At 37.6% G+C, this 25,742-nt stretch carries 26 protein-coding genes and 1 pseudogene; 10 read left to right on the forward strand and 17 right to left on the reverse strand.

The window, feature by feature from the left end; all coding sequences use genetic code 11:
* Positions 1-13 precede the first annotated feature (13 nt).
* Together F981_RS09085 and F981_RS09090 are read left to right on the forward strand one after the other, a co-directional pair.
* Positions 14-664, forward strand: coding sequence for a potassium channel family protein (locus tag F981_RS09085; RefSeq protein ID WP_004720766.1), 651 nt, complete (start codon positions 14-16; stop codon positions 662-664).
* A gap of 8 nt (positions 665-672) precedes the next feature.
* Positions 673-2,025: a TrkH family potassium uptake protein gene (locus F981_RS09090; protein WP_004720769.1), complete on the forward strand. Its 1,353-nt coding sequence runs from the start codon at positions 673-675 to the stop codon at positions 2,023-2,025.
* A gap of 209 nt (positions 2,026-2,234) precedes the next feature.
* Here F981_RS09090 and zapE read toward each other — a convergent pair whose 3' ends face one another.
* Positions 2,235-3,383 carry a cell division protein ZapE gene (gene zapE / locus F981_RS09095; protein WP_004720770.1) on the reverse strand — a complete coding sequence of 383 codons (1,149 nt, stop codon included), beginning with the start codon at positions 3,381-3,383 and terminating at the stop codon, positions 2,235-2,237.
* A gap of 108 nt (positions 3,384-3,491) precedes the next feature.
* Positions 3,492-4,502 (reverse strand): AraC family transcriptional regulator, encoded by a 1,011-nt coding sequence (locus tag F981_RS09100; RefSeq protein ID WP_004720772.1) that lies wholly within the window; start codon positions 4,500-4,502, stop codon positions 3,492-3,494.
* Between the two features lie 154 nt (positions 4,503-4,656).
* Here F981_RS09100 and F981_RS09105 point away from each other — a divergent pair, with 154 nt between their 5' ends.
* Together F981_RS09105 and F981_RS09110 are read left to right on the forward strand one after the other, a co-directional pair.
* On the forward strand, positions 4,657-6,180 hold the full coding sequence (locus F981_RS09105; protein ID WP_004720774.1) for a flavin-containing monooxygenase: 1,524 nt from the start codon (positions 4,657-4,659) through the stop codon (positions 6,178-6,180).
* Positions 6,181-6,268: 88 nt separating this feature from the next.
* Positions 6,269-7,177: a LysO family transporter gene (locus tag F981_RS09110; RefSeq protein WP_004720775.1), complete on the forward strand. Its 909-nt coding sequence runs from the start codon at positions 6,269-6,271 to the stop codon at positions 7,175-7,177.
* A 197-nt stretch (positions 7,178-7,374) separates the two neighbouring features.
* On the opposite strand, the gene pyrF is transcribed toward F981_RS09110, so the two are convergent.
* Both pyrF and F981_RS09120 read right to left on the reverse strand, forming a co-directional pair.
* Positions 7,375-8,070, reverse strand: a complete 696-nt coding sequence (gene pyrF / locus F981_RS09115; protein WP_004720776.1) for an orotidine-5'-phosphate decarboxylase — start codon at positions 8,068-8,070, stop codon at positions 7,375-7,377.
* A gap of 103 nt (positions 8,071-8,173) precedes the next feature.
* Positions 8,174-8,722, reverse strand: coding sequence for a helix-turn-helix domain-containing protein (locus tag F981_RS09120; protein WP_004720777.1), 549 nt, complete (start codon positions 8,720-8,722; stop codon positions 8,174-8,176).
* A 116-nt stretch (positions 8,723-8,838) separates the two neighbouring features.
* On the opposite strand from F981_RS09120, the gene F981_RS09125 reads away from it, so the two are divergent.
* From F981_RS09125 to F981_RS09150, 6 genes are all read left to right on the forward strand, one after another.
* The gene (locus F981_RS09125) at positions 8,839-9,501 is read left to right on the forward strand and encodes an AzlC family ABC transporter permease (RefSeq protein WP_004720778.1); all 663 of its coding nucleotides are present in this window, start codon (positions 8,839-8,841) and stop codon (positions 9,499-9,501) included.
* 1 nt (position 9,502) lies between these two features.
* Positions 9,503-9,838: an AzlD domain-containing protein gene (locus F981_RS09130; protein ID WP_004720779.1), complete on the forward strand. Its 336-nt coding sequence runs from the start codon at positions 9,503-9,505 to the stop codon at positions 9,836-9,838.
* 1,077 nt (positions 9,839-10,915) lie between these two features.
* Positions 10,916-11,452: a fimbrial protein gene (locus F981_RS09135; RefSeq protein WP_004720781.1), complete on the forward strand. Its 537-nt coding sequence runs from the start codon at positions 10,916-10,918 to the stop codon at positions 11,450-11,452.
* 87 nt (positions 11,453-11,539) lie between these two features.
* Entirely contained in the window at positions 11,540-12,244 is a 705-nt protein-coding gene (locus F981_RS09140; RefSeq protein WP_004720784.1) for a fimbrial biogenesis chaperone, read from the forward strand.
* A 24-nt stretch (positions 12,245-12,268) separates the two neighbouring features.
* Positions 12,269-14,779: a fimbria/pilus outer membrane usher protein gene (locus tag F981_RS09145; RefSeq protein ID WP_004720787.1), complete on the forward strand. Its 2,511-nt coding sequence runs from the start codon at positions 12,269-12,271 to the stop codon at positions 14,777-14,779.
* Positions 14,780-14,794: 15 nt separating this feature from the next.
* On the forward strand, positions 14,795-15,862 hold the full coding sequence (locus tag F981_RS09150; protein ID WP_004720788.1) for a fimbrial protein: 1,068 nt from the start codon (positions 14,795-14,797) through the stop codon (positions 15,860-15,862).
* Between the two features lie 144 nt (positions 15,863-16,006).
* On the opposite strand, the gene F981_RS09155 is transcribed toward F981_RS09150, so the two are convergent.
* From F981_RS09155 to F981_RS09215, 13 genes and pseudogenes are all read right to left on the reverse strand, one after another.
* Positions 16,007-16,372, reverse strand: coding sequence for a lipopolysaccharide assembly protein LapA domain-containing protein (locus tag F981_RS09155; RefSeq protein WP_004720791.1), 366 nt, complete (start codon positions 16,370-16,372; stop codon positions 16,007-16,009).
* 21 nt (positions 16,373-16,393) lie between these two features.
* Complete coding sequence (locus F981_RS09160; RefSeq protein WP_004720793.1) at positions 16,394-16,696, reverse strand: integration host factor subunit beta; 303 nt, start codon at positions 16,694-16,696, stop codon at positions 16,394-16,396.
* A gap of 159 nt (positions 16,697-16,855) precedes the next feature.
* Positions 16,856-18,539, reverse strand: a pseudogene (gene rpsA, locus F981_RS09165) (30S ribosomal protein S1).
* 118 nt (positions 18,540-18,657) lie between these two features.
* Positions 18,658-19,347: a (d)CMP kinase gene (gene cmk / locus F981_RS09170; protein ID WP_004720801.1), complete on the reverse strand. Its 690-nt coding sequence runs from the start codon at positions 19,345-19,347 to the stop codon at positions 18,658-18,660.
* Between the two features lie 11 nt (positions 19,348-19,358).
* Positions 19,359-19,793, reverse strand: a complete 435-nt coding sequence (locus tag F981_RS09175) for an SRPBCC family protein (protein ID WP_004720803.1) — start codon at positions 19,791-19,793, stop codon at positions 19,359-19,361.
* A gap of 85 nt (positions 19,794-19,878) precedes the next feature.
* Entirely contained in the window at positions 19,879-20,403 is a 525-nt protein-coding gene (gene tadA / locus F981_RS09180) for a tRNA adenosine(34) deaminase TadA (protein ID WP_004720805.1), read from the reverse strand.
* A 6-nt stretch (positions 20,404-20,409) separates the two neighbouring features.
* Positions 20,410-21,531 (reverse strand): enoyl-CoA hydratase/isomerase family protein, encoded by a 1,122-nt coding sequence (locus F981_RS09185; RefSeq protein WP_004720808.1) that lies wholly within the window; start codon positions 21,529-21,531, stop codon positions 20,410-20,412.
* Positions 21,528-22,241: a uracil-DNA glycosylase gene (ung, locus tag F981_RS09190; protein WP_004720810.1), complete on the reverse strand. Its 714-nt coding sequence runs from the start codon at positions 22,239-22,241 to the stop codon at positions 21,528-21,530. Before ung ends, F981_RS09185 begins: the two co-directional genes overlap by 4 nt.
* A 74-nt stretch (positions 22,242-22,315) precedes the next feature.
* Positions 22,316-22,912, reverse strand: a complete 597-nt coding sequence (locus F981_RS09195; RefSeq protein ID WP_004720811.1) for a 6-pyruvoyl trahydropterin synthase family protein — start codon at positions 22,910-22,912, stop codon at positions 22,316-22,318.
* A gap of 233 nt (positions 22,913-23,145) precedes the next feature.
* Entirely contained in the window at positions 23,146-24,102 is a 957-nt protein-coding gene (gene gspK, locus F981_RS09200) for a type II secretion system minor pseudopilin GspK (protein ID WP_004720813.1), read from the reverse strand.
* Between the two features lie 47 nt (positions 24,103-24,149).
* The gene (gene gspJ, locus F981_RS09205) at positions 24,150-24,806 is read right to left on the reverse strand and encodes a type II secretion system minor pseudopilin GspJ (protein WP_004720816.1); all 657 of its coding nucleotides are present in this window, start codon (positions 24,804-24,806) and stop codon (positions 24,150-24,152) included.
* A complete protein-coding gene (gspI, locus tag F981_RS09210) occupies positions 24,806-25,189 on the reverse strand; it encodes a type II secretion system minor pseudopilin GspI (RefSeq protein WP_016539436.1) in 384 nt (127 codons plus the stop codon). The genes gspJ and gspI overlap by 1 nt, the downstream gene beginning before the upstream one ends.
* On the reverse strand, positions 25,176-25,742 hold the full coding sequence (locus tag F981_RS09215; RefSeq protein WP_004720822.1) for a prepilin-type N-terminal cleavage/methylation domain-containing protein: 567 nt from the start codon (positions 25,740-25,742) through the stop codon (positions 25,176-25,178). Before F981_RS09215 ends, gspI begins: the two co-directional genes overlap by 14 nt.

The following is a 25,742-nucleotide window of genomic DNA, read 5'->3' on the forward strand; positions in this document are numbered from 1 at the left end:
AGGACTTTGTAGAATGGCGCAATTCGCTGTCATCGGTTTAGGCAGTTTTGGTGAAGCAGTTGCACTAGAACTCACCAACTTAAATCACGATGTAATAGGTATTGATACATTAAAGAAAAATGTAGAAAACATTGCAGATAAAATCAGTCATGCAGTTATTGCAGATGCTACCGATGAACATGTGTTAGATGAACTGAATATCAAAAATTGTGATGCCGTAGTGGTTGCCATTGGTGAAGATATTGAAGCCAGTATTCTATGCGTACTGCATTTAAAAAATTTGGGTATCGAAAAAATCTTTGTAAAAGCCAAATCTAAATCGCATCATATGATTTTGTCTCATTTAGGCATTACAAAAATCATTCACCCTGAAGAAGACATGGGGATTCGTGTTGCACAATCACTCAGTTATCCAATGGTGAGACGTTATATGGCGTTAAATAATGATCGCTATATCGTCAAAATTGAAATAGGTGCAAATTTACAAGGCGCACAATTTCAAACGGTCATGGAAAATACCCCCGAACTTACAACCTTGTTATTACAACGCGGCTCGCATGTACTGTATGATATTGCACCGGGGACGATTTTACAGGAAAAGGATATTTTAATCCTTGAAGGTCCTGTAGAAATGTTAAGACAATTTTCGATTCGTTTCTTATAGTCATAACTATGCGTTTATCTAAAAAAGAACTAATCAACAAAAAACACAATAGTATTAATCTCAGCCCACCGAGCTTACTTGCTTTAGGTTTTTTAAGCTTTATTATCATCGGAACATTGTTACTTAAACTTCCTTTTGCTAATCAAGGCAATTTGACATGGCTAGAGGCCCTGTTTACTGCCACGTCTGCTGTAACCATCACTGGGCTGTCTGTCGTTAATATTGGAGACTCCTTAACCACCTTCGGTCAAGTTGTGGTGATGATACTGATCCAATGCGGTGGCTTAGGTTTTATGACGTTTGCGATCTTAGCTGCTTTGAGTCTTTCCTCAAAAGTTGGTATTCGGCAGCAAGTCATGGCACAAGAAACCATTGGTCAAACCAGTTTGGCCAAAGCGACCTTTACAGTAAAAGGGGTTTTTCTTTACTCATTGTTCTTTGAAGCGATTGGTACAGGGATTCTAACCATGGCATGGTCACATCACTATGACCTTGAACATGCATTTTTCTACGCGCTTTTTTATAGTATTTCAGCGTTTAACAATGGTGGGTTTTCTTTATTCCCCAATAGCTTAATGAGCTTCTCTGACCAGTATATGGTGACATTTACCATCAGTATGCTATATATCATCGGTGGGATTGGTTTTGTTGTGTTGATGGATATTAAAAGAGCCAAGCGTTGGAAGAAACTCTCCACCAATAGTAAGTTAATTCTGTCTACAATTGCGGGCTTAAACCTTTTTGCCTTTATTGTTATTTGGGCAATCGAAGCATCCAATCCTTTAACATTGGCTCCAATGTCTGTTGGTGACCAAGCTTTAAACGCGTGGTTCCATGCTACCGTACCTCGTTCATCAGGTTTTAACAGCTTGGAAGTCAGCAGTATGACCAATGCATCGACCTTAATTACCATGGTATTGATGTTTATTGGTGGCGGTTCTTTAAGTACCGCTGGTGGAATTAAAGTTGGCACATTTATCATTATGATTTTAAGTGTCATTACCTTCTTAAAACGTTCAGATGAGATTACCATTTTTGGGCATTCTGTTTCTCATCAGGCGACCTTTAAGGCAATGGCGGTCATTTCAATTACTTCACTGCTGATCCTGATTGGCTTTTTTACCCTACTGATCCTTGAGCCTGATAAAAAGTTTTTAGACCTATTATTTGAAGCCGTTTCTGCGGCTTGTACTGTCGGCTTATCACGCGGAATCACTGAAAATTTACATGCTGGCAGCCAAATCGCTTTAATTTGTCTAATGTTTGCTGGACGCTTAGGACCACTAACACTGGCTTATTTGATTGCTACACCGAATAAAAGTCGTGTTCGTCATCCTAATACTGAAATTCAGGTGGGTTAATTGTTTTTAGTCATCAAGCAATACAACTGAAACAGCTTTGGTTTTATGAGATTGTTTAATCTTATCGTGTGTATTTAGAATAGGATGAACACCCTTAAATAGTTTGCTCACACAGTCCTTGCAAAATGCATACTGATGACAGTATCCCCCTCATAAAAAAGCGATCTTATCAATGATAAGATCGCTTTTTTACATCTTTCTAAGGATGATTATTCTACTTCTAACTCACTATTGCCTTTAATCAAACGATGCTCTGACTGCAAATATTCATCTGATTGCATTTCGAGTAAACGAGAGCGTGTACGTTCAATTTCGAAAGCCAGCTTCTCTCCGTCATAAATCTCAATAATCGAGTCTTGAGATGTCAGTAGCAGTTTTACGCCACGGTCATAAAACTCATCTACTAAATAAATAAAACGACGTGTACCTTCTGACAGCAAATCAGTTAAGTGCGGAACATTACTCACCAAAACGGTATTATAGATATTGGCAATTTCAATAAAGTCCGATGGGCTACGCGGTTTCATACAGAGTTCTCTAAACTCACACCACAATACATCTTCTGTATGGCCTAAAGTTTCAACAACACGGTTATTAATCGTAATTGGTTCTTCTGACACTGTCTGCGATGTGGTTAATGCATTAAAACGCTTTGCCATCCAGACTTTATTGTCATCTGTCAGTGGCGATTTAAACAATTGCGCTTGTTTTAATACCCGTAAACGATAGTCAACACCCGCATCAACATTCAATACCACACAATGTTTTTTTACCATTTCAATCGTTGGAATAAAACGATCACGATGGATTCCATTTTTATATAAACCATCTGGGGCAATATTTGATGTGGCAATCAAGGTAATGCCACGGGTAAATAATTTTTGGAATAAATCACTGAGAATCATTGCATCAGTTACATTCGATACAAAGAACTCATCAAAACAAATCACCACAGCTTCTTTATAAATTTGATCTGCAACGATATCTAAAGGATTACGCTGTCCAGAAAGCTTGTTTAACTCTTTATGCACAAATTGCATAAAGTGATGGAAATGCATACGAGTTTTACGGCGAAAAGGAATCGAATCGTAAAATTGATCCATGAGCCATGTCTTTCCACGCCCTACACCGCCCCACATATATACACCTCTCGGTGCAGTTTGACGGCGGAAACGACGAAAAGCTTTTTTCGATGCTTTATAACGATTGATCAATTCTTGCCATACCCGCTCCAACTCATGTACTGCTTGAGCCTGAGCATCATCTGGTAAAAACTGTCCAGATGACAATGCTTTTGCATAACGCTCAGCGGGTGATACGGGAGTAAATGCTGTTGAAGTTGTATTCTGATCTAACATATCATTTTGTTACTTTTAAAGGCTAAAGGAAGTATATCGAATATTCATTTTTGATAAATAAAACTTTGGGATAATTCTAACTCTATATCTCATATCAGCACTACCTGTTTATTTACCATATTGACGCGGGCTTTGCCCAAACCAACGTTTAAAAGCATGATTAAATGCAGCGGGTTCTGAGTAACCAAGTAATTCCGCAATCACCTCAATTGAATATTCCTTATATTCAATCAATCGCAATGCTTTGTGTTTAATCAACTGTTCCCGAATTTGTTTATAACTGGTATTTAATTGCTGCAACTGATGGCGTAAGGTTCTTTCAGGCACATTCAACGCCTGTGCAACTTCAGCCATCGACGGAATAATCCCTTGCTGTAATTCCAAATAATCATTTACCCGTTGAATCAACGGCGCAATTTTCTGTTCTTCGGCATTTAATCGCTCAATTTCAGCAATACACTTGGCTTCGTAAACCCGATGTGTAATCGGATCTGCGGATGGAATCGGCAGTTGCATCACATCTTCATTGATCCAAAAAGCGGCTTTTTCACAATTAAAATGTAAATCTGAACCATAATAATCATGATATTGCTTTAATACACTTAAATCCTGAGGCTGCTGAAAGGGTAACTCGATTCTCACGCTGGGCGCTGTAAGTCCCATCATTTTATAAATATCATCCAGAAATTTATAAGTTCCAGAGATTTCACATTGCGCTCTCAACAAACCCATTTCTGTTTCTAAATCTACAGGCTTATAGGTTAATGCGACTTGATGATCGCCTTTCTCAAGCCCTAAGACACCGTATAAATAGGTTAAACCCTGATAATGCACACCATTTTGAATCGCATCACCAACATTACTGCATGTCACCAAGAGCATAAGCAGCGGACCATAACCCGCTAAAGAATAATGCTGACCGATAAACAAGCCTGTTTCTGGCTGTACACCCTGCCCAATCACTTTTTGTATATCCCACTCTAAGCTGGGGTGAATGATTGAACTGGGATCAAGTGCATCTGCTTTGATCCCAATACTAGCAAGTCGTGAATCTACATCGATTCCAGCATTACGCATACCATGAATTAAATACATTAAACCGAGAATCGAGCGTTTCATTGGATCATCATTTGATTTCTACCCAAACTTTGTACTACAAAGATGGTTTTTTGCAAATTGCCGAATATATCAATTTTTGTGTCAGTGCAATCATATTTCCAGCACTGCATTTCCGATATTCTATGTAAAACTGGAAAAGTCAGAGCGAACAAAAATGAGTACAGCCCCTACGACTGAAGCAAAAACCCAATCAACGCGAGTTGCAATTATTGGATCTGGATTTGGTGGTTTAGCCATGGCAATCCGCCTATTGCAAGCCAATATTCATGATTTTATCATTTTAGAAAAAGCAGATGATGTTGGTGGCACATGGCGTGAGAACCAGTACCCAGGTGCGGCTTGTGATGTTCAATCACATATGTACTCGCTTTCTTTTGCACCTAAAACGGATTGGTCAAAACGCTATGCAGAAGCGCCTGAGATTTTTGACTATATTCAAGATTTAATTCAGCAATTCAATTTAAAGAAATACATCCAATTTAATCAAGAAGTGGTCTCTACACGTTATGATGAGCACAATTTCAATTGGCATTTAACACTAAAAAGTGGACAAAAAATTGAGGCTCAATTTGTTATTTTTGCATCGGGGCCATTACATGTAGCACAGATTCCTAAAATTAAAGGGATTGAAAAATTCAAAGGTGAAGTTTTCCATTCTTCTCACTGGAAACATGACTATAATTTAAATCAAAAAAATGTAGCATCCATTGGTACTGGGGGTAGTGCAATTCAATATATTCCTGAAATTGCTGCAAAAGTTCAAAATCTTTATGTATTTCAAAGAACCCCTGCTTGGGTGATTCCTCGTGATGAACGTGCCTATAATGCGCTTGATAAAAATCTATTTAGTCGCTTTGAATGGTTTAGAAAATTACACCGTGCTCGTTTGTACTGGTCAAATGAATCACGTGTCGTCCCCATTGTAAAACCACAAATCATGAAATATGGTCAGAAACTTGCGGAAGCTTATATAAAATTCCAAGTCAAAGACAAAGAAATCGCCAAAAAACTGACCCCTGACTATATTATGGGCTGTAAGCGTATCCTGATTTCCAACAAATACTTTCCAACATTTAATCGTAAAAATGTTGAATTAATCACCGATGGAATTCAGGAAATTACAGAAAATAGCATCATCACCAAGGATGGCAAAGAACGTCAAATAGATTGTTTAATTTATGGTACTGGTTTTATTACAGACCCACGGATCTATTTAAAATCATTTGATTGCTATGGTGAACACGGTGTTGAATTAAAAACGGCATGGAAAGATGGTGCAGAAAGTTTTTATGGGATCAGTACTAAAGGTTTTCCTAATCTATTTCAATTGCTTGGTCCGAATACCGTACTGGGTCATAACTCTGTAATTTTCATGATTGAATCTCAAGTGAATTATATTTTGCAATTGATTCAAATGGTTGCAAAAACACAGACGCAAGCAGTGACGGTAAAAGCTGAAGTACAAGATCAATTTAATGAAAATGTACAAAAACAGCTTGAAGGTACGGTATGGCAATCTGGCTGTGTCAGTTGGTACCAACAAGATGGCGGTAAAAACTTTGCATTATGGCCAACCTATACCTGGAAATTTTGGCTCAGCACTCGCAAAGTAAACCCAGCAGATTTCCGCTTATTAGGCCGTGAGCAAAGCGCAAAACAAAAATCAAAAGCTGCATAAACTTGGTTGATATTCTTCTATAAATTTTCAACCGCTTTTCTGCGCTTCGACTATAATAGATAGGTATCCATTGCCTATCTATTTTTTCATGCAATCACTTTGGCTTATTTTCCAACTTTTATTTTGTTTATGTTTAGGGTTTATTTTAGCCCGCAGAATTCCACAATCCATTGAAAAAATAGCTTTTAAAATACTGCCTTATTTTACCTATATTCTTTTAATTGCGATTGCAATGGAGTTTTCTCAAACAATTCATAACATTGCCAGCCCTGCACAGATTCTCACCAGTTCAATCACGATTGCATTCACCACATCATTGGGTGCATTTTTCTGTTGTTATCTGGTATTTACAGCGATTGGCTATAAACCATCACAAGGTAAAGTTTCTGCTGAATTATTGATGGGTTCATTACTCAACATCAGCTATGCATTTATTGCCCTGGCTGTAGGTTATGGCTTAGCAGAGTTAGCCCACCTTTTTCATGTTCCTCTACATGTCAGCACATGGAATTTACTTTTAGTTTACATGTTACTGATCGGCTTGGATCTGGCTTACTCGCCACTGGATCGTTCTTGGTTAAACTGGAAAATTATGCTGGTACCGATTGCCTGTGTGATTGGCTCACTATTGGGTGCTGTTGCGGCATTTTTTTTGATTCAAGATATCAGTATGAAAGATTTAATCATGCTATCGCAAGGTTACGGCTTCTATTCGATGACAGGGATTGTGGTGACTGAATTAAAGAATGCCCATCTGGGAAGTATTGCGTTAATGAACGATTTATTTAGGGAGATTTTTGCCATTTTATTTATGTATATGATTGGATGGCGTTATCCACGTTCAGCAATTTCTTCTGCTGGTGCAACTGCAATGGACGTCACCTTACCTATGGTGAAACAAGCTTGTGGCAATGATTATATTCCACATGCAATGGTCAGTGGTTTTGTTCTGTCGGTATTGGCGCCAATTGCGGTAAGTGTTCTGGCTGCACTTTAAAATTAAGCGCAGAATATCGTACTTTATCTGATGAGATAGTGATACTGTTCAATAGAATCATTGGAATATAAAAGATTATTTAAACTATTGAAGAAAAGATCTAGTAGCGCAGGTACACTACAGTGTATATACATCAATTTTTATTATATAAATCAAAGAAATCACCCTCTTAATCAACTGAAAAAGAGGGTTTATTTTTATAGAGTCGCTAAAATATCTTGCAGGGTTTTACTTGGATGCTCTGATTGAGTAATTGGACGACCAATTACTAAATGAGTAGAACCATCAAGCATGGCTTGCTTAGGCGTTACAATACGCTTTTGATCATCCGCATTTGCACCAGCCGGACGAATCCCTGGTGTTACCAAAGCAAATTCAGCACCTAACTCCTGACGTAACATCTTGGCTTCCTGAGCCGAGCATACCACACCATCGAGACCACTCTGTTGCGTCAAGTTAGCCAGACGTTTCACTTGTTCAAATGGCTCAATGTCTAAACCAATTTCACGCAAGTCTTCACGTTCCATTGAAGTAAGTACAGTAACCGCAATCAATTGGGTTTTATAGTTACCTGCTTTTAAGCGTTCTACACAAGTTTCCATCATTCTACGCCCACCTGAGGCATGGACATTGACCATCCATACGCCCAAATCGGCTGCAGCACAAACTGCCTGCGCAGTTGTGTTCGGAATATCATGAAATTTTAAATCGAGGAATACTTCAAAGCCCTTATCATGTAGTGCTTTCACAACCAGAGGGCCTTCATGGGTAAATAGTTCTTTACCGACTTTTAAACGACATAGTGATGGGTCAAGCTGATCAGCAATTGCTAGGGCGTCATATTGGCTTTTTGCATCTAAGGCAACAATAATACTCACGAATCTCAGTTCCATCACATAAATTTGCGCTCATTATAAAGTGATTCACGCCATGTACAAAGCCAGAAAATCGACTTCATCACAAAACAATCAACTATTCTTACATCTTGCTTATGATTTATCTCTGCTCTGAAATCAAAATTGCACGTGTGTCTTGCTCCAGTGCTTCAAAAATATGCGCTTGATCTGCTGGATAGGAAATATAGTCCCCTGCTTGAAGCAACTCAGCACTGTCTAATAAACCGACTTTGGCAGAGCCCTGCATGATAATAATATGCTCCACACTGCCAATAGGATGTGGTTTACTGCAACGCGGCTCACCCGGTTGAGTTGTAAGCATATACACATCTCGTCGTGCATTGGGTGGGCATGTCGCCAACAAAACAGCCTGATAATTTGATATTTCAGAAACAACTGAAGCACCTTCGCCATAACGAATCACTTGCGTGGCTTGAGCTTGTGCTTCCATAAGTTTGGCAAAAGGAATATTTAAAGCCACGCAAAGTGCCCATAAAGTTTCGAGACTCGGATTACCCTGCCCAGATTCAAGTTGCGAAAGTGTGGACTTCGCAATGCCTGCACGTCGAGCAACTTCTCCCAAAGATAATGCGGCACTTTTTCTTTCTTTTTGCAGATTATTTGCAATGATTTCAATTGGTATAGACATTATCCTTCCAAAAAAGACGATCGTTCGGTTTGACGAACAATAATAATCAAACTATTATAACAAATGATCGTTCATTTTATCGAACGATCTTATTACCCCAAGCAAGGCTCATCTAAATGAAGTATAAAGAAATAAAAAATTTACCCAAGCCCCTGATAAAATCAATCGTGATTCTCTGCATCGCAACCGCACTGATCGGGATTTCATTAGGTACGCTTGCAGTCAATTATCAACTGCCGATCTGGATACCTTTACTGCTTTCAATCTGTGTCTTGGCTGGTGCTGCCGAGTTTACTTTCATTGGCATGATTGCTGCTGGAAGCAGTCCAATTACAGCTGCGATTGTCGGATTGCTGATTAATTTACGACATCTGCCTTTTGGTTTAGCAATTACCCATTTTATTAAAAAAAATAAATTAAAATATTTTGCTACACATATTATGAATGATGAAAGTGTTTTATTTGGTTTAAGCCAATCTTCAAATGAGCTAAAACTGAGTGCTTATTGGCTGTGCGGAGTCGGAATTTTATTTGCTTGGCCGATAGGCGTTTTAAGCGGTTATGTACTGGGAAGTCATTTAGCTTATGCAAAATTACTGGGTATCGATACGATTTTTCCTGTCGTACTGTTTGCACTTACCTTTAAAGCATTAAAAAGAAAATCTGCTCGAAAATCGGCAATGACTGGTGCAGTCATCAGCCTCGCTACTTTTCCATTTCTACCCTTAGGGATTCCGATACTTATGTCATTATTTGGTTTGTTTGTAGGAAGAAAATAACATGCATCAGCAATTTATCATTTTGATCGGGATCATGCTGCTGGCGACGGGTACTTATCTGATCCGATATGCAGGACTTTCACTCGGCCAATATTTTACGATCACTCAACAACGTGAGCAACTCTTTAATGATGCCGCAACAACTTTACTGTTTTCTATTGCGATTCTCAGTACTTTTTTTGAAGGTACGGATTGGGCAGACTTAGGCAAAATCATGGGGGTATTGGTGGGCTTATTTCTGATTTGGAAAAATCACTCACTTATTACGACGATTGTAATTGCTATGCTGATCACCACAATATTCCGCTTTGTAGAATTTTTCTGGTTAGTCCAATAGAACTGTTAAAGCTTAAAAAAGCGTTTTACAACAATCAAAGCGCTTTTTTTAACAGCATAATGCAAGTGACTACGTGTGCTTAATTATTGATTGAAGATAATGTTTTAATCTCTATGCTTATTTTTTATGGATACTTAATCAATCAATCTTAAAGCGCTTAAAATTCATTTTATATTGGTCATTTTGAAGCACTTCACTTACTCCACCAAATAAAAATTTTCAAAACACTGCCTTCTATTTATCTTTATCCTTACAGCAGATAAATTCTTTTTAAAGTAATTAAAAACCAGTAAAAGCTTAAATGAATATTAAATTAAATAAAAATTATACTTTTATTTAATTTATTGATTGCATGCACCCATGTTTAAGCTCGCGTTTTTTAATAAATCTATTTGCTTTATTTCTAAATATATCCTTTATGACTAAACAAACATTACATAACAACTAAACAATAAATCTCTTTTTTAAATCAAAATTTAGTCATACTAAGTGAAGTATAGTCGCATTAAAACGTCTTCTGCTTTCAAAATCAGCCTAGGATGAGCGCGATTTTAACTTGATCTATTCTTTTAAAAATAATTTATAAAGAAGTTGAATGAATATTAAAAAATTCCTTAAATTCAACACTATAAAATTATTGATAAAAATGCTCAATTACAGTGCAGTCTATTAAAATAATATCTGATTAATCATGATAATAAAGTATTTTAGAAAAACTTAAATAAGACCTTATACTTAATATAAGCAGATCAAAATAATTTGCTATAATATGACGTTATTCACAAAAAGTGACATTTTTTGTCACTTTTTGGTAAACAGAACCAAACTTTCCTTTAATTAAATAAACATGTTAATTATAAACATACTCTTGTATTTAAATAATAAAAAACAAATCTAAAACAAATAACATTATATTGTGCTTATAAGATAAAAATAATGTGATATTTGTCTCTTTTTTTCATTGTTTTTATTTAGGAAAAATTTATAGTAGCCCTTATTGTTTAGCTCCTAAACACTTCCCCTTTATTAGGAAAGTACCAGTAAAGGGCAAATCAACGCAGTATTGAGAGAAATTCTATGAAAAATATTCAATTGGGTTTAGCGATCATTGGCTTAGGTTTAGCATCTTCAACAGTTTTTGCGGCTGCTGATGGTACAGTAACAGTTACAGGTAAAATCGTTGATCAAACCTGTACAGTTGGTGGTACTGCTGGTAACTACACTGTTGTTTTACCGACTGTAGGTAAATCAACTTTAGCGACAGCGGCGACAACAAATGGCGACACTAAATTTACCATTAATTTAACAGCATGCCCTGTAGGTAATGTGGGTGTTTATTATGACAACACCAATGCAAATATTAATACTGCAGGCCGTTTAAACAATACCGTAACGACTGGCGGTGCAACAAACGTAAATATTCAATTATTGAACTCTGCAAAAGCAGTGATTGACCTCACTAAAGATCGTACAGGCCAAAACATTGTGACTTCAAATGTTGCAACTGCAAACGGTTCTGCAAATCTTGATTTTTATGCACGTTACTATGCAACAGGTGCAACGACTGCTGGTGATGTAAGCACGACTGCAACTTACTATGTTGTATATCCATAATTAAAAATTTGGATCTGTAAGTTTTCAAACAAGTCTGCGTTAATTTCTACACCTTAACCAGACTTGCCTCTCCCCAAGGGTCTTTCGATGAAAAAACCATTTTTTATTTCTAGCTTGTTAATGCTCAGTACTTTGATCACATCCGCTCATGCTGGTATTGTGATTACAGGTACCCGTGTAATTTACCCAAGTGATAAAGAATTTGTATCTGTGCAATTAACCAATGTAGGTGATCAAATTGCATTAGTACAATCATGGGTGGATAGTAAAGACATTATTGCAGATCCAACCACAACCCAAGCCCCATTTATTGTTACCCCTCCAATAACCACGATTGAAGCTGCTAAAGGTCAATCTTTACGTGTCATTTTCAATCAAAAACAAAAACTTGCTAGTGATCGAGAAACATTGTTTTGGCTCAACGTACTTGATATCCCAGCCAAGCCAACAGCTGAAGCAAATTACTTACAATTTGCGATTCGTAACCGCTTAAAACTGTTTTACCGACCAACTGGCATCAAAATGGAACAGCAACAAGCGTTTCAAAAAGTTGAAGTACAGCGTGTAAACAGCCAACTACAAATCAATAATCCAACACCTTATTACTTAAATTTTGGTAAATCGAATCTGGTTTTAAAAAATGGTACGCCAAGCGAAATTAAAAATCTAAGCTTTATAGAACCGTTTTCAAAACAACAAATTGATGTCGAAAATTTATCAGACGCTAAGTCCGTACAGCTTTATTTAATCAATGACTACGGCAGTTTATCGACAATAGAGAAACAGTTTTAATCTAAATTATTGGGAGAATTGTGCTTGAAACATTTCACACTTAGGTATAGTGTTTTGGCGCTAAGTCTATATCTATGCAATCAAAATGTTATAGCGCAAGCACCACAATTCGATAATAGTTTTTTATACGGCCAAAATTCTAAAACAATTGATCTTGAAAAGTTTGTTTCAAGCGATAAAGTCGCGCCAAATGATTACATCCTCGATATTTACCTAAATGATCGTTATATCACCCGCTCTATTGTGCATATTTCAGATGATCCTGAATCACCTGAAAAGCAACGCTATTGTATTCCACGCAGTACTGTTAAGCAGCTTGATTTCAATCATAAACTTATCGATTTAGATAAAGTCACTGGTGACTGTATCGATACACGCTTAATGAATCATGTCGTGTTCTGGAAGCTGAATATAGCGGAACAACGCGTGGATGTTTCAAGCCCTCAATCGATGTTAAATGAACGACCATTTGGCTATATAGATCCCTCACTTTGGGAAACTGGTGGAAATAGCGCTTTTCTCAAATATTACTACAATTACTATAATTCAGATTATGGTCAGGACAACAAACAAGATTCTAGCTTTCTGAATATTAATTCTGGTATCAATATTGATGATTGGCAATTCCGTCATTCTGGTAGTACTAGTATGGGAGACAGCAATCATTCAGGCCAATATACCAGCTATGAAAACAAGCTTATGCGAGTACTACCTAGTTTAAAAACTCAGCTTACTCTTGGTGATTTCTATACCAATACCAAAACCAAAACCATCAATAGTAATTCGAGTATCGCCATTCGTGGGGTACAACTTGCCAGCGATGACAGAATGCTTCCGGTTTCATTGCAAAGTTACGCACCCACAATTTCAGGTTATGCAAAAAGTAATGCTTTAATACGCGTTCGCCAAAATCAACAAATTATTATGGAACGCACTGTTCCTGCCGGCGCATTTAATATTACAGATCTCCAAACACCTGGGACGGGTGGTACATTAAATGTAGATATTATTGAAGCAAATGGTGAAATCCGCAGTTTTGATTTGCCTTATAATAATTTTATTCAATCTATCCGCGCAAAGCAGTATCGTTATCAAATTGCAGCAGGTACTTTTCGTCAAAATAGCAAATCCTATGATGAGAAGTTAATCAATGCATCTTTTGATTATGGATTAAATGATTTTATCTCAGTGAGCAGTTCAGCGCTGGTCAGTGATCATTATCAATCCTATATTCTAGGAACCGCGTTAAATACCAAACTCGGTGGTATCGCTTTAGAAAGTAATTTTGTTAAAGCAGATATTAACCAATCCAACCAAAATTTAGACAGTTCTTTGCTTACGCTGCGCTATAACCTTGCTCTAAACGGTGCAAAAACAAATATCAGTTTAAACAGTACTGTTTATGGAAATGATCAATATTATTCCTTTGATGAAGCCATGCAGAATCGTTATATCCAAAACAACAGTTCTGCGCTGGTGCTTAATGGTCGTCCCAAGTCATCAAACTATATTCAACTAAGCCAAAACTTAGGTCATCAGTTTGGTGCTGTTTCAGCCAATTTTTCGCAATATAAATTTTGGCATCAAATCAATACACAAAAGTTTTATCAAATTAGCTATAACAATAGTTATAAAGGCATCAGTTACTATGTCGGTATGCAACATACTCAAAATGATCAATACAAATTAGATAAAGACACTCAATACTTCGTGAATGTGAATATTCCTCTATCGTTTAAAAAGAAAAATAGTAATTTACGTCTAAGTAGTGAAGTCTATCCAGATAATAATACACTCAATACCAATCAAGTCGGCATATTTGGAAATTTAGGTGAAAATCAGCAGTTCGGCTATAACTTCAATTATTCAAATAGTAAAGATAAAGATCTCTTCAGCAGTTCTTTAAGTTATCGAACCAATCCGGTTTATTTAGCATCGACTTATGCAACTGACTTTGACCAACAACGTCAATACTCTTTACAAGCACAAGGTGCAATTGTTGCACATCAACACGGTATTACCTTAGCCAATGATTTAAATGATACTTTTGCAATTATTCATGCCAAAGGTTTAGAGGGAACCAGCCTCTCCAATGTAAATAATATTAAAATTGATCGTTGGGGCAATGCGATTATTCCCTATCTAAATCCTTACCAATACAATAGTATCAACCTAAACCCAAATACAATTCCATTAAATACCGATGTTGATGCAACCCAATTACAAGTTGTACCCAAATCAAACGCAAGTATTTTGGTTGATTTTAAAGCATTAAAAACCACAAAAGCCTTAATCGAACTTAAACACGCAAATGAGGTGCTCATTCCAATGGGTGCTCAAGTGAAAGATACTTTGGGTAATGCAGTCACCACCGTAGGACAAGGTCAGCAAATTTTTATGCAAAATATAAATCCTGGACGCTATAGCGTCTATTGGAGTAATACTGATTCTTGTCAATTCGATATTTCCAAAGAAATATTGCAACAAAGTAAAAATCAAACCCCTTTTGCAAGCTTTAGCCTAAACTGTAAATAAGCACGGAGTAATTTTATGCTGAAATATAAATTGTTATTTATGTTATCTACACTCCCTGCAAGTTTCGCAGTATTTGCAGATTGCAGTGTAGGCAGCAATTTCACCAGCGGCTATAGCATGCCGACGATGAATGCCAGTACTATGAACATTAATAAATATGAAGGGACATCGGTACAGTCCAATGTCTATTCTCGCGAAGTTGCTTCAGCAAATTTTGATATTTTCCGTGTCTATAGTGGATGTACTGTTGGCACAAATAGAACCATTTTTGGGAATGTTTTTGCCACCAATGTGATTCCTTATGATGCCAATATTTCGCGTTTAAATGCTTACCCAGCTTTAGGAATTAAAGTTGAAATGGGCGATGCACCTGCAAGTGGCACATTAAAAACGCTAAATACCACTGAATTAGCCATTTATAGTTATAGTGGTGATACACATGGTGTAAAAATGAGAGTGACATTATATGTTTTGCCCAGAACATCAACAATGTCCTCCTATCCTGCAACAATTAATGTGTCTAATCTACAAATAGCAACCATCAGTTTAAGACGTGTAAGTGATAATGGTCTCATCCCTGCAAATAGACAAATTCCCGTATATTTAAATGCAACAGTCAATATATCTGAATCCACATGCTCACTGAGTCAAAGTAGCTACACCATTGCGCTGCCTGATGTTAGTATACGAAACTTGGGTTTAGTCGGAAATGAAACCGCGTTAAGCTCAAGCAATACAGCAACCCTCAGTATAAATTGTGCAAATTTAAATGATGGTGCAGGTCGTGAAATAAAGGCTTATACCACGGATGCCTTAAATCAATCCAATGCGACAAATATATTAGAGAATCAAGTTGGTGCTGGGTATGCGACTGGTGTAGGTATTCGTTTACGTGATAAAAATAATGCGATAATTAGTCTAGATCCAAACCAATCAAAGAGTACCAACAAATGGACCTTTGGCAATTTAAGCACTTCTCAGCTGATTCAACATGTGATTAAAGCCAATTACGTGAGAACAGCCAATACGGTGACACCTGGTCTGGTCAGATCTCAAGCTTATTTAAATATCGTATATGATTAAAAAATAGCGAACTTATATTCTTTTATTTGTTTGATGATATTGAACAAAGTTTTTAATGTTGAATAATCGACACAGTTAAAAAAATCAGTACCAACAAAAAAGCGCTTTACAGTGATGGTAAAGCGCTTTTTTTTATCATAATGATTAAAGCGGATTGATATTCTTATTTTCTGGCTGAATATCTAATACCGTCTTTTCATGACGAGCACTTGCAGCAGCCTCAGCAGCGGCCAATTGTGCTGTCTGTATTTGTTCTTTTCGGAGATGATCAATATCTTTACGAAGACGCTTAACTTCCCATGCATTTTGGAATACACGGAAAACCTGTACACCAAGCAACAATCCAAGAACAATCCCGAGTACCAAAGTTAATAGTAGCAATAACCCTAAACGCATTGCTGGTACTTGAGTAAACAATAAATCTACAGGTAGTTCAGCTGGATTCTGCAAGACTAATGCTAAAGCATAACCAAAGACTACCAGTAGTAATGCAACTAAGAAATAGCGCATACTCACCTCATTCGAATTTTATTAATTAGCAGATTCGTTTACTGCATCACGGAGTGCTTTACCAGGTTTAAAGTGAGGTACAGCTTTTGCTGCAACTTCTACTGATTTACCTGTTTTAGGATTACGACCCACACGTGGCTCACGGTGATGTAAAGCGAAACTACCAAACCCACGAATTTCAATACGGTCATCTGAAGATAATGATGCAATCATTTGATCGATCATAATCTTAACTGCTTCTTCGACTAATGGCTCTGCTAAATGCGGATTTTTAAGAGCAATTCTTTCTATTAAGTCAGACTTATTAAGTGCTTCAGTTGTCATTTAAGACCTCATTAATTTTAATGCTAATTGATATACACCAGATAATATCCTTTTTAAATACAAAAAGGTAGCGCAGTAATCATATACTACGCTACCTTTTACACTATTTGAATAAAAAATATTAATTAATTACATTAAATAATACTTCTTAACAATCACTTAGTGGTTCATCTGTGCTTTGATCAAATCACCAATAGTCTTAGGACCATTGTCTTGACCTGCAGGCGCAGTTGTAGTTGTTTTCAAGTTTGCTACAGCTTCTTTCTCTTCAGCTTCGTCTTTCGCTTTAATCGACAAGTTAATAGAACGTGATTTACGATCTACATTGATGATTTTAGCTTCAACTTCTTGACCAACTTCTAAGAATTTAGTTGCATCTTCAACGCGATCGCGGTTGATTTCAGACGCTTTCAAAGAAGCTTCAACTTCGTCAGCTAACTTAATTGTTGCGCCTTTAGCATCAACAGCAGTTACTGTACCTTTAACCAACGCACCGCGTTCGTTAGCAGCTAAGAAGTCATTGAACGGATCGCTTCATTTGCTTGATACCAAGACTGATACGGTTGCCTTCAGCATCTACAGACAAGATAACTGCTTCAACTGTATCACCTTTCTTGTAACGACGAATAGCATCTTCGCCTTGTTCGTTCCAAGAAATATCAGACAAGTGAACTAGACCATCGATACCGCCAGGTAAACCGATGAAGATACCGAAGTCAGTGATAGACTTGATCGTACCAGAAACTTTTTCACCTTTGTCGTGTGACTTAGAGAACTCTTCCCATGGGTTCGCACGAGTTTGCTTGATACCCAATGAAATACGACGACGTTCTTCATCAACTTCAAGAACCATAACATCAACTTCATCACCAATCTGAACAACTTTAGATGGGTGGATGTTTTTGTTTGTGTGATCCATTTCTGAAACGTGTACTAAGCCTTCAACGCCTTCAGCGATTTCAGCGAAACAACCGTAGTCAGTTAAGTTTGTAACACGTGCTTTAACGATAGAACCTTTAGGATAACGGTTCATGATCGCTAACCATGGATCTTCGCCTAATTGCTTAAGACCTAAAGATACACGATTACGTTCTTTGTCAAACTTAAGTACTTTAACAGTAACTTCTTGACCCACTTCAACAACTTCTGAAGGGTGTTTGATGCGTTTCCAAGCCATATCTGTGATATGTAGAAGACCATCAATACCGCCAAGGTCAACGAATGCACCGTAATCAGTAAGATTTTTGATCGTACCAGTAACTGTTTGGCCTTCTTCCAATTGAGAAAGAAGCGCTTCACGGTCAGCTGAAGATTCAGCTTCCATTACAGCACGACGAGATACAACAACGTTGTTACGTTTAGCATCAAGTTTGATTACTTTGAATTCTAACTCTTTGCCTTCAAGGTGAGTTGTATCACGAATAGGGCGAGTATCTACCAATGAACCTGGTAAGAATGCACGAACTGGACCGATGTCAACAGTGAAACCGCCTTTAACCTTACCAGAAATAACACCAGTAACGATTTCGCCGTCTTCAAAGATTTTTTCAAGTTTAGTCCAAGTTTCAGCACGTTTCGCTTTTTCACGTGATAAAACTGTTTGACCCATACCGTTGTCAAGCGCTTCAACAACAACATCAACTTCATCGCCAACTTGAACTTCAAGTTCACGTTGTTCGTTTAAGAATTCTGAACGTGCAACAACACCTTCAGATTTAAGGCCAGTGTCAACAGTAACCCAGTCAGAGTCGATGCTAACAACGATACCTTTAATAACGGCACCTTTGTCGATATTGAGAGTTGATTCGCTTTCTTCAAAGAGGGCTGCAAAAGATTCGGTCATGATATACCTAGTAAAGTCAACGGTCTTGGATCAGACAAGGCCGGTTTAGTTAAGCCATCCACATAGTCCGTATAAACTGATCAAGCTATGCTTTGGCTAATATTTGGTTAAATATTCTTTATTTAGCTAAATGTAACTCGACATAATCAGTCATCAGTTTAAACACTTCATCGATGTTCATTTCTGAGCTATCAATGATATAAGCATCTTCTGCTGGCTTGAGTGGAGCGACTGTGCGTTCCATATCTCTTTTATCTCGAGCTTGTATATTTGCTAAAATGTCGCTTATTTTAACATCCAGCCCCATTCCCTGCAACTGTTTTACACGACGCTCTGCACGGGACTCAGCTGAGGCAGTGAGATAAATCTTCGCTTGTGCTTGTGGAAAAATAGAAGTGCCCATATCACGCCCATCGGCAACCAAGCCAGGCAACTGAGCAAAAGCATGTTGTCGATCTACCAATGCCGCTCTAAGCGCTGGAATTGCTGCGACTTTTGAAGCAAATTCACCAACACGTTCAGTACGAATCGTTTGTGAGACATCCTCACCATCTAACAAAATCATGATTCCGTTGTCAGCACTCTTAAATACGATATCTAAATTTGTTGCAATCGTCACACTTTGTTGCAATACAGATTCAGTATCTAATGCGTCCAACAATTCTTTTTGATGCAATGACAATCCAAGCAAACGATACAGCGCACCAGAGTCTAATAAATGGAATTGATAGTGATTCGCAAGTTTTGCTGCAAGTGTTCCTTTACCAGAACCACTTGGCCCATCGATTGTGATAATTTGAATTGTCATTGAATTTCCAATTAAGCTACAGACTTAGCAAGTTTCTTAAATCCAAGTGTAATCGCTAGTTTAAGCTGTGCAAGTATTAATTTACTCACAAATGGTGCACGTGCTTGTAATTCGATCGTATAGTCAACACGGGTTTTGTTTGCATCAAGCGCTGTAAACTCAATAATTCCAATATGATGTTTAATCAATGGATTGTTAATTAACTTATATTCAATACGTTTATTGACATCCAGATGCGTAATTTTCTCTTGAATCGGCTTGATCGGACCAAACCCCATACGACGGATAGAACCCAATCCATCTGGGCGTTCAGGATCAGCAGCATCTTTTACCCGTACAACTTGAATGGGAGCAAAAGCCACATTATAGGTTGAATGCTTTGATAACAAGTCAAAGACCTGATCGATTGGTGCATTAAACTCTTGTTTTACTTGAATAGAATTCATTGTTATACCCTTTTAAACTTTAACTATATTTTTAAACCCTTATTTTGACAATTTTCATTGTCACTAAAATCTTGTGTATTCTAGATCATTTTAATGAGTCATTTAAGGTCTTTTGTTGTAACTTTAATTGTTTTTTTTGCTCACGACGCATTTTAAAAAAATCAGACAGTTGGCTTGAGCACTGCGTTTGTAAACAACCGCCTTCAAACTGAAATATATGATTGTAATAGCCAATCTCTAACAGTTGGCGACTACTGATAAGTGAACCCGCTTTAGGTTCAGTCGCGCCAAAAACCACACGTTTGATTCTTGCATGGATTAATGCACCAACACACATGGTACAAGGTTCAAGTGTGACGTATAAAGTGGCGTCTTCTGGCAGGCGATAATTTTCAATCTTTTGACACGCATTGCGCAGTGCCTGAATTTCCGCATGGGCTGTTGGATCATGCTGAGCAATCGGTTGATTATAACCTTCACCAATGACTTGCCCCTGACTTACAATCACTGCACCAACAGGAATTTCACCGGTAGATGCAGCAAATGCAGCTTGCTCTAAAGCCAGCTGCATCCATTGTTGATCTATGTGTTGTTGAGTTTTTTCAGTCATACGACCTTAAATGATACCGTACTGACTTAGCAGCGCATTCCAACTGTCAATCGTTGTGACAGGTGGATTTTTAGCAAGTATTCCACGCAATGTTCGAGACTCAACCTGTTCCCACTCTGGTGATAAATCTTTATCCACCAAACGTGCGCGTACCCCTTCAACAAAATCAGGATGACGAATTTTCCAATCAGAAATTTGTTTTTCTAATTCAAAAACCTCAGACCACGGATGAACTTGACGTCCCCACTGCCATAACAACCAGGTAATCGCAGCAGTACTTGGTGAGCCCTTTTGTAGATTCTCACTGGCTTGACGCAACCAATCACTACGCGCATCACTTAGGCCAATAATCGCTTCATAATCATGTTCAAAGTTTACACCACGACAAACACTATGAATCACATCCAAAGAGTTTTGCAACGGTCCTGGTGAAACAGGACGATGTAAACTATTTAAGGTGTCATCTAAAGCACGGAAATCACCAGCAGGATAATGATCCCAATCAATATCAATCAGTTTCTGTAAAACCACATCACGTTGGGCATCACAAATATGAGTTGCCCAGCCAATCCCATAACCACCCGCTGCAGTCATGATCGAACCAGTTAAACCTGTGAATAAACCTATCGGACCACGATCTGCCAAGAAACGTGTAGCCCCCACATCTGGATATAGACCAATATTCACTTCCGGCATAGCAAGACGCGAATACGGAGTAACTAAACGAAATGGGGCAGCCATAAATAAGCCTAAGCCACCACCCATGACATAACCTTCACCCCAAACCACTACAGGTTTAGCATAATTATGCAACAGTAAATCTAAAGCATATTCCGTTTCAAAAAACTTATTGGCTGTTTCAACTTCATTGTTGATCACCAATTGACGCAGTTTACGAACGTCACCGCCTGCACAAAAAGCTTTAGGCGTGGTTGAATCTAACCAAATTGCCTTAACTGAGTCATCATGATGAAAATCCTCAAACAGCTTCAATAATGCCGCAACGATAGATTCATCAAGTGCATGAAGCGACTTAGGACGATTTAAGCGAATAATTCGCCATCCCTTTTTCGCTTCTTCGATAATCAGATCTGGGTGATAATTATTTATTTCGGGAGAGTTTGTCATGCGTCCAGCTGCCAGTCGATTGGCTCAATGCCATATTGTTTCAGATAATTATTTGTTTTTGAAAAAACCTTACAACCAAAAAAGCCACCACGATTTGCTGCCAATGGAGATGGGTGCGCAGCTTTTAATACCAGATGCTTCGTTTGGTCTATACGTTGTCCTTTTTTCTGAGCATATGCGCCCCAAAGTATAAATACAATGTGCTCTCTATGCTCATTCAACACATCAATCACATGATCTGTAAAATTTTCCCAACCGCGTTTTTGATGTGATGTTGGTTGCCCAGCTTCCACTGTCAACACACTATTTAAAAGTAATACACCCTGTTGAGCCCATTTGGTGAGATCACCATGTCGGGATATAGGTACAGCTAAATCTGTATTTAACTCATGAAAGATATTACGTAAAGACGGCGGCAATGCAACGCCTCTTTGTACGGAAAAACTCAAGCCATGCGCTTGATCAGGACCGTGATAAGGATCTTGTCCTAAAATAACCACTTTTACGTGATTCAATGGCGTTGTGTCTAATGCATTGAAAATAAGTGAGCTCGGTGGATAAATGGTTTTATTTGCATTTTTTTCAGCAACTAAAAAAGAACGCAAATCATCCATTTGCTGACTCAAAAGAAAATCAGCTAAACCTTCTTTCCAACTTTGATCTAACCGAACTTGATTTAATTTTGTTTGTTCGAGTTCAGATAATTGCATCAACTTTCATCCTAAATTTCATTTTCCTAAAAATTTATTTGTCCTAAAGATGGATTTCACTCAAGAATCATCATTTAAATTTTAACCTGTAAATCCACTTCAGGGTTTTGAAACGGAATACCTTGTTTCAATTTTTCATACATTTCTGGGTCAGACCATTCAGATATGACCTGCTCAGAAAAAATAATTTTATCCAGATTCAACAGTCCCATCTGAGCATTTTCAATATCTTCTTGAAAACTTTGCGCATAACCTGTATCGGTTTCATGCACAATCACAGAATAGACTTCAACATCCCCTTCCCCATTTTGGGTAATGGTTGATTTTAAAATCTGTTGCGCGAGAAAAAAGAATATCCGTGAAAACTGTTCAGCCGATGGAGAAACTGGCAAAGCCACCCAACGAGCACTAAAAGTTTTACACGCCTGAATATATTCAGGGTTATCTTCTTGCCAAAAACAGATTGCATGGTCAAAACTGTCGAAAATTTCTTTAATTACACCTTTAAGCAATCCAAAGTCATATACCATTTGACCATGATCAAGTTTTGAAGCTTTAAGTAGTAATTCAACTTTATAGCTGTGCCCGTGTATAGACCGTTTGCAACGATCTGACGTGCAATTGCGCACAATATGTGCATTTTCAAACTTAAATAACTTACGAATTAACATGAGCCAAATTTTATAAACAAATCGGTAAAGAATCTCGATTATAAAGCAAAACTCGAACCCTGAGCATTAATTTTCACGTTGATTGCAATTAGCAAAAAGGATGATCTCATTTTTTAGGCCTATTTAGCTTATCGAATCATGTTCACTCAATCAACCAACCTTTTAACTACCTTTTGACTAACTTTTATAGTCATTTAAAATCATATAGTTAAAATAAATATTCACTAAAATTTTCAAAATGGCGCAAGGCTACGCGAATAAACATAAACTTGCGATTTATCATTACGCATAAAGCGCGTAGTAAATTGACGCTTTCGATTGCTTAAAGATACTTCGATCTTGGCTTTAAAATAATTGGATGTCACACCGAAAATCTTATCTGCCTCGGTTTTACTCGCAGCTTCCAATGTGTCAAATGGTGCGACTTTCATCAACTCACCCACATTGGCAAAATGCTCAAGTTTTTCTTGTCGCGCTTTTAAAGCTGTTTGTACGCTATTTACGTCTAGTTTCTCATCCATGGCTGCCAAAACCATTGCAGATGCAGTATTGACATTAATTTTTGTTGCAATATCAGGCAGTGCAGATATATAAGGTGCAATTAAATCATACTTTTTTTCTTCAAAACCACGTACTTGTTTAAGTTCTTCAACACTGGAAAATTTTCGATTTGCAGCCAAATATGGTTTAGGCAAACCTTGGTAATAACTTGTTTCAGCGCCGTATGAACCTATGGTTTCATTGTCTGGATCTTGCCAATCAATCACTGCTTGAACAGCATCAGCAGGTAAACCGACACGAACCAAAAGCTTAGAAAAATATTTCTGTGCCGCGTCGTTGGGCTTACCTTCATTGGTTAATAAACTGTTTAAATTGAATTTACCTGACTCATCTTCCAACACACCTGTGACATATCCATCTTCAACCGGAAATGCTGGCATCGGTTTTGCCCATGTTTCTTGTAAGTAATCTGCCTCTTTGCTGTTTTCGCTGTCTTGTACCAATATCTCAGAATAAAATGCTTCCGCACTCTTTGCATAAAAAAGTGCTTGGCTTTGCCGTTTTAAAAAACCTGTACTTTCATTAGTGTAATTTTGACGTTTAGCAATCGTCGCAGCAATGATGGTTGCCAAAGCGACCATCACTAAAATCGTAATTAATGCGATACCCTTTTGCTGCTTTAATTGCATGAATGATTTACCTAAATTTATTGATCCGCATCTACCACAATACTGATTTAATTAGCTGCGCCATTATTGATCAGATAGTCAGAATTGAGCAAACTAAAAATCCATTCATATTCTATATCACGAATCGTGGCTTTAATTTTAATCCCACGCGGCAATTGCCCATCATTTTTAATCATATCGTTTGGCCAACGATCTAATTCTGTTGGATTTAAAACATCAATACGATACTGATCAACATCTGCCAATAACACACTCGACAAGGGCTGTTCTGAATTATTTCGATTTAAATTTGAATATTTTAACCGATAAAGTTTTTTCTCTTGCGCATTGTAAACATATTCAATTCGTTCATAGGGTGACAACCCCTGTTTAAGCGGGTCGGTTACACCTGTTTTACTGAAAGAAAGTTTTTGATTATCTAAACCTAAAGCAGGTTCAATTTCCTCACCACTTCTTGCAGAAATAGGAACAATCTGTAAGGTATCACGCTGAATCTGTTGATACGCACCTTGTAATTGACCTAAATTTTCCTCATGTATGACATTACGATCTTTAACTTTAATCAGATAGTCAAATATTTTCCAGCCCAATGCTGACAAAACAGCAAAGATTGCAATAGCCACCAAAAGTTCAATTAAGGTAAAACCCGTACTTTTCTGTGAATACACAGTTTGATTTTTTTTATGTTTGATTAGATTCATCATTATTTTTCTTTGATCGGATAATTAAAGAACACCATATTGGTAATCCCTGCTTCTACTTTGCCCGTATCAGGATTAAAAAGGCTCACTTGCACATCTATTTTTTGTACATTTGGGCTCAGTGTAGATTCTGCTTTTTTATCTACCTGCCAAGTTTCACCTTGTGTGGTGATTTGTTTGGATGATGTTCCTGACAGCCATTCACGATTAATCATCATCATTGAGATTTCATTCTGTGCAACAAACTGAGCTTTGGTTCGTAAAATCGCGTTGGCTGTCGACTGCGTATATTGCATCGCGACTTTAGTCAAAGCCATTGCTGCGACTGCAAAAATCGCCAAAGCCACAACCACCTCAATTAAAGTAAAGCCCTTATTTTTCTTCATCTACTTTACCCAAATAATCAACTCGAATCACCCCACCCACTGGCTTTTGCTGATAATACATTTGAATTGTGACAGGTTTGACTTCACCATTTCCAAACCAAATCAATTTAGGTGCATTATTCCCCAAGAGTTCTGAGTTATTTGCATTTTGGAATTGATGATCTTCTGTTTCAATAGAAAATGAAACGTATTCTGGCAACGCTCTTTTAGGAAAGTCCGTCACTTCTTTCCATGGTTTATTGTCAACCACTCGAATACGTTGCTCAGCGTCTTCTTTGACTGGAATATATTCAATAACACCATACTGTGCAGCTGCAACATCCGTAGCATTGTGTAAATCGAGTGCATAAATACGCGCTTGATCATTGGCTTCACGATTAATCTGCTTTAAATCGAGCAATAACATCTCGCGCGCTTGCATAGCTTTACGCTGATCTACGCCATCAATATTTAAAATGATCAATGAGGCAATAATACTGATGATGACGATCACCACCATCACCTCAATTAAGGTAAAACCTCGCATTTTTTGAGATGATCGTAGATTTTTCAT

The organism is Acinetobacter guillouiae CIP 63.46 (assembly GCF_000368145.1).
Classification (GTDB): Bacteria; Pseudomonadota; Gammaproteobacteria; order Pseudomonadales; family Moraxellaceae; genus Acinetobacter; species Acinetobacter guillouiae.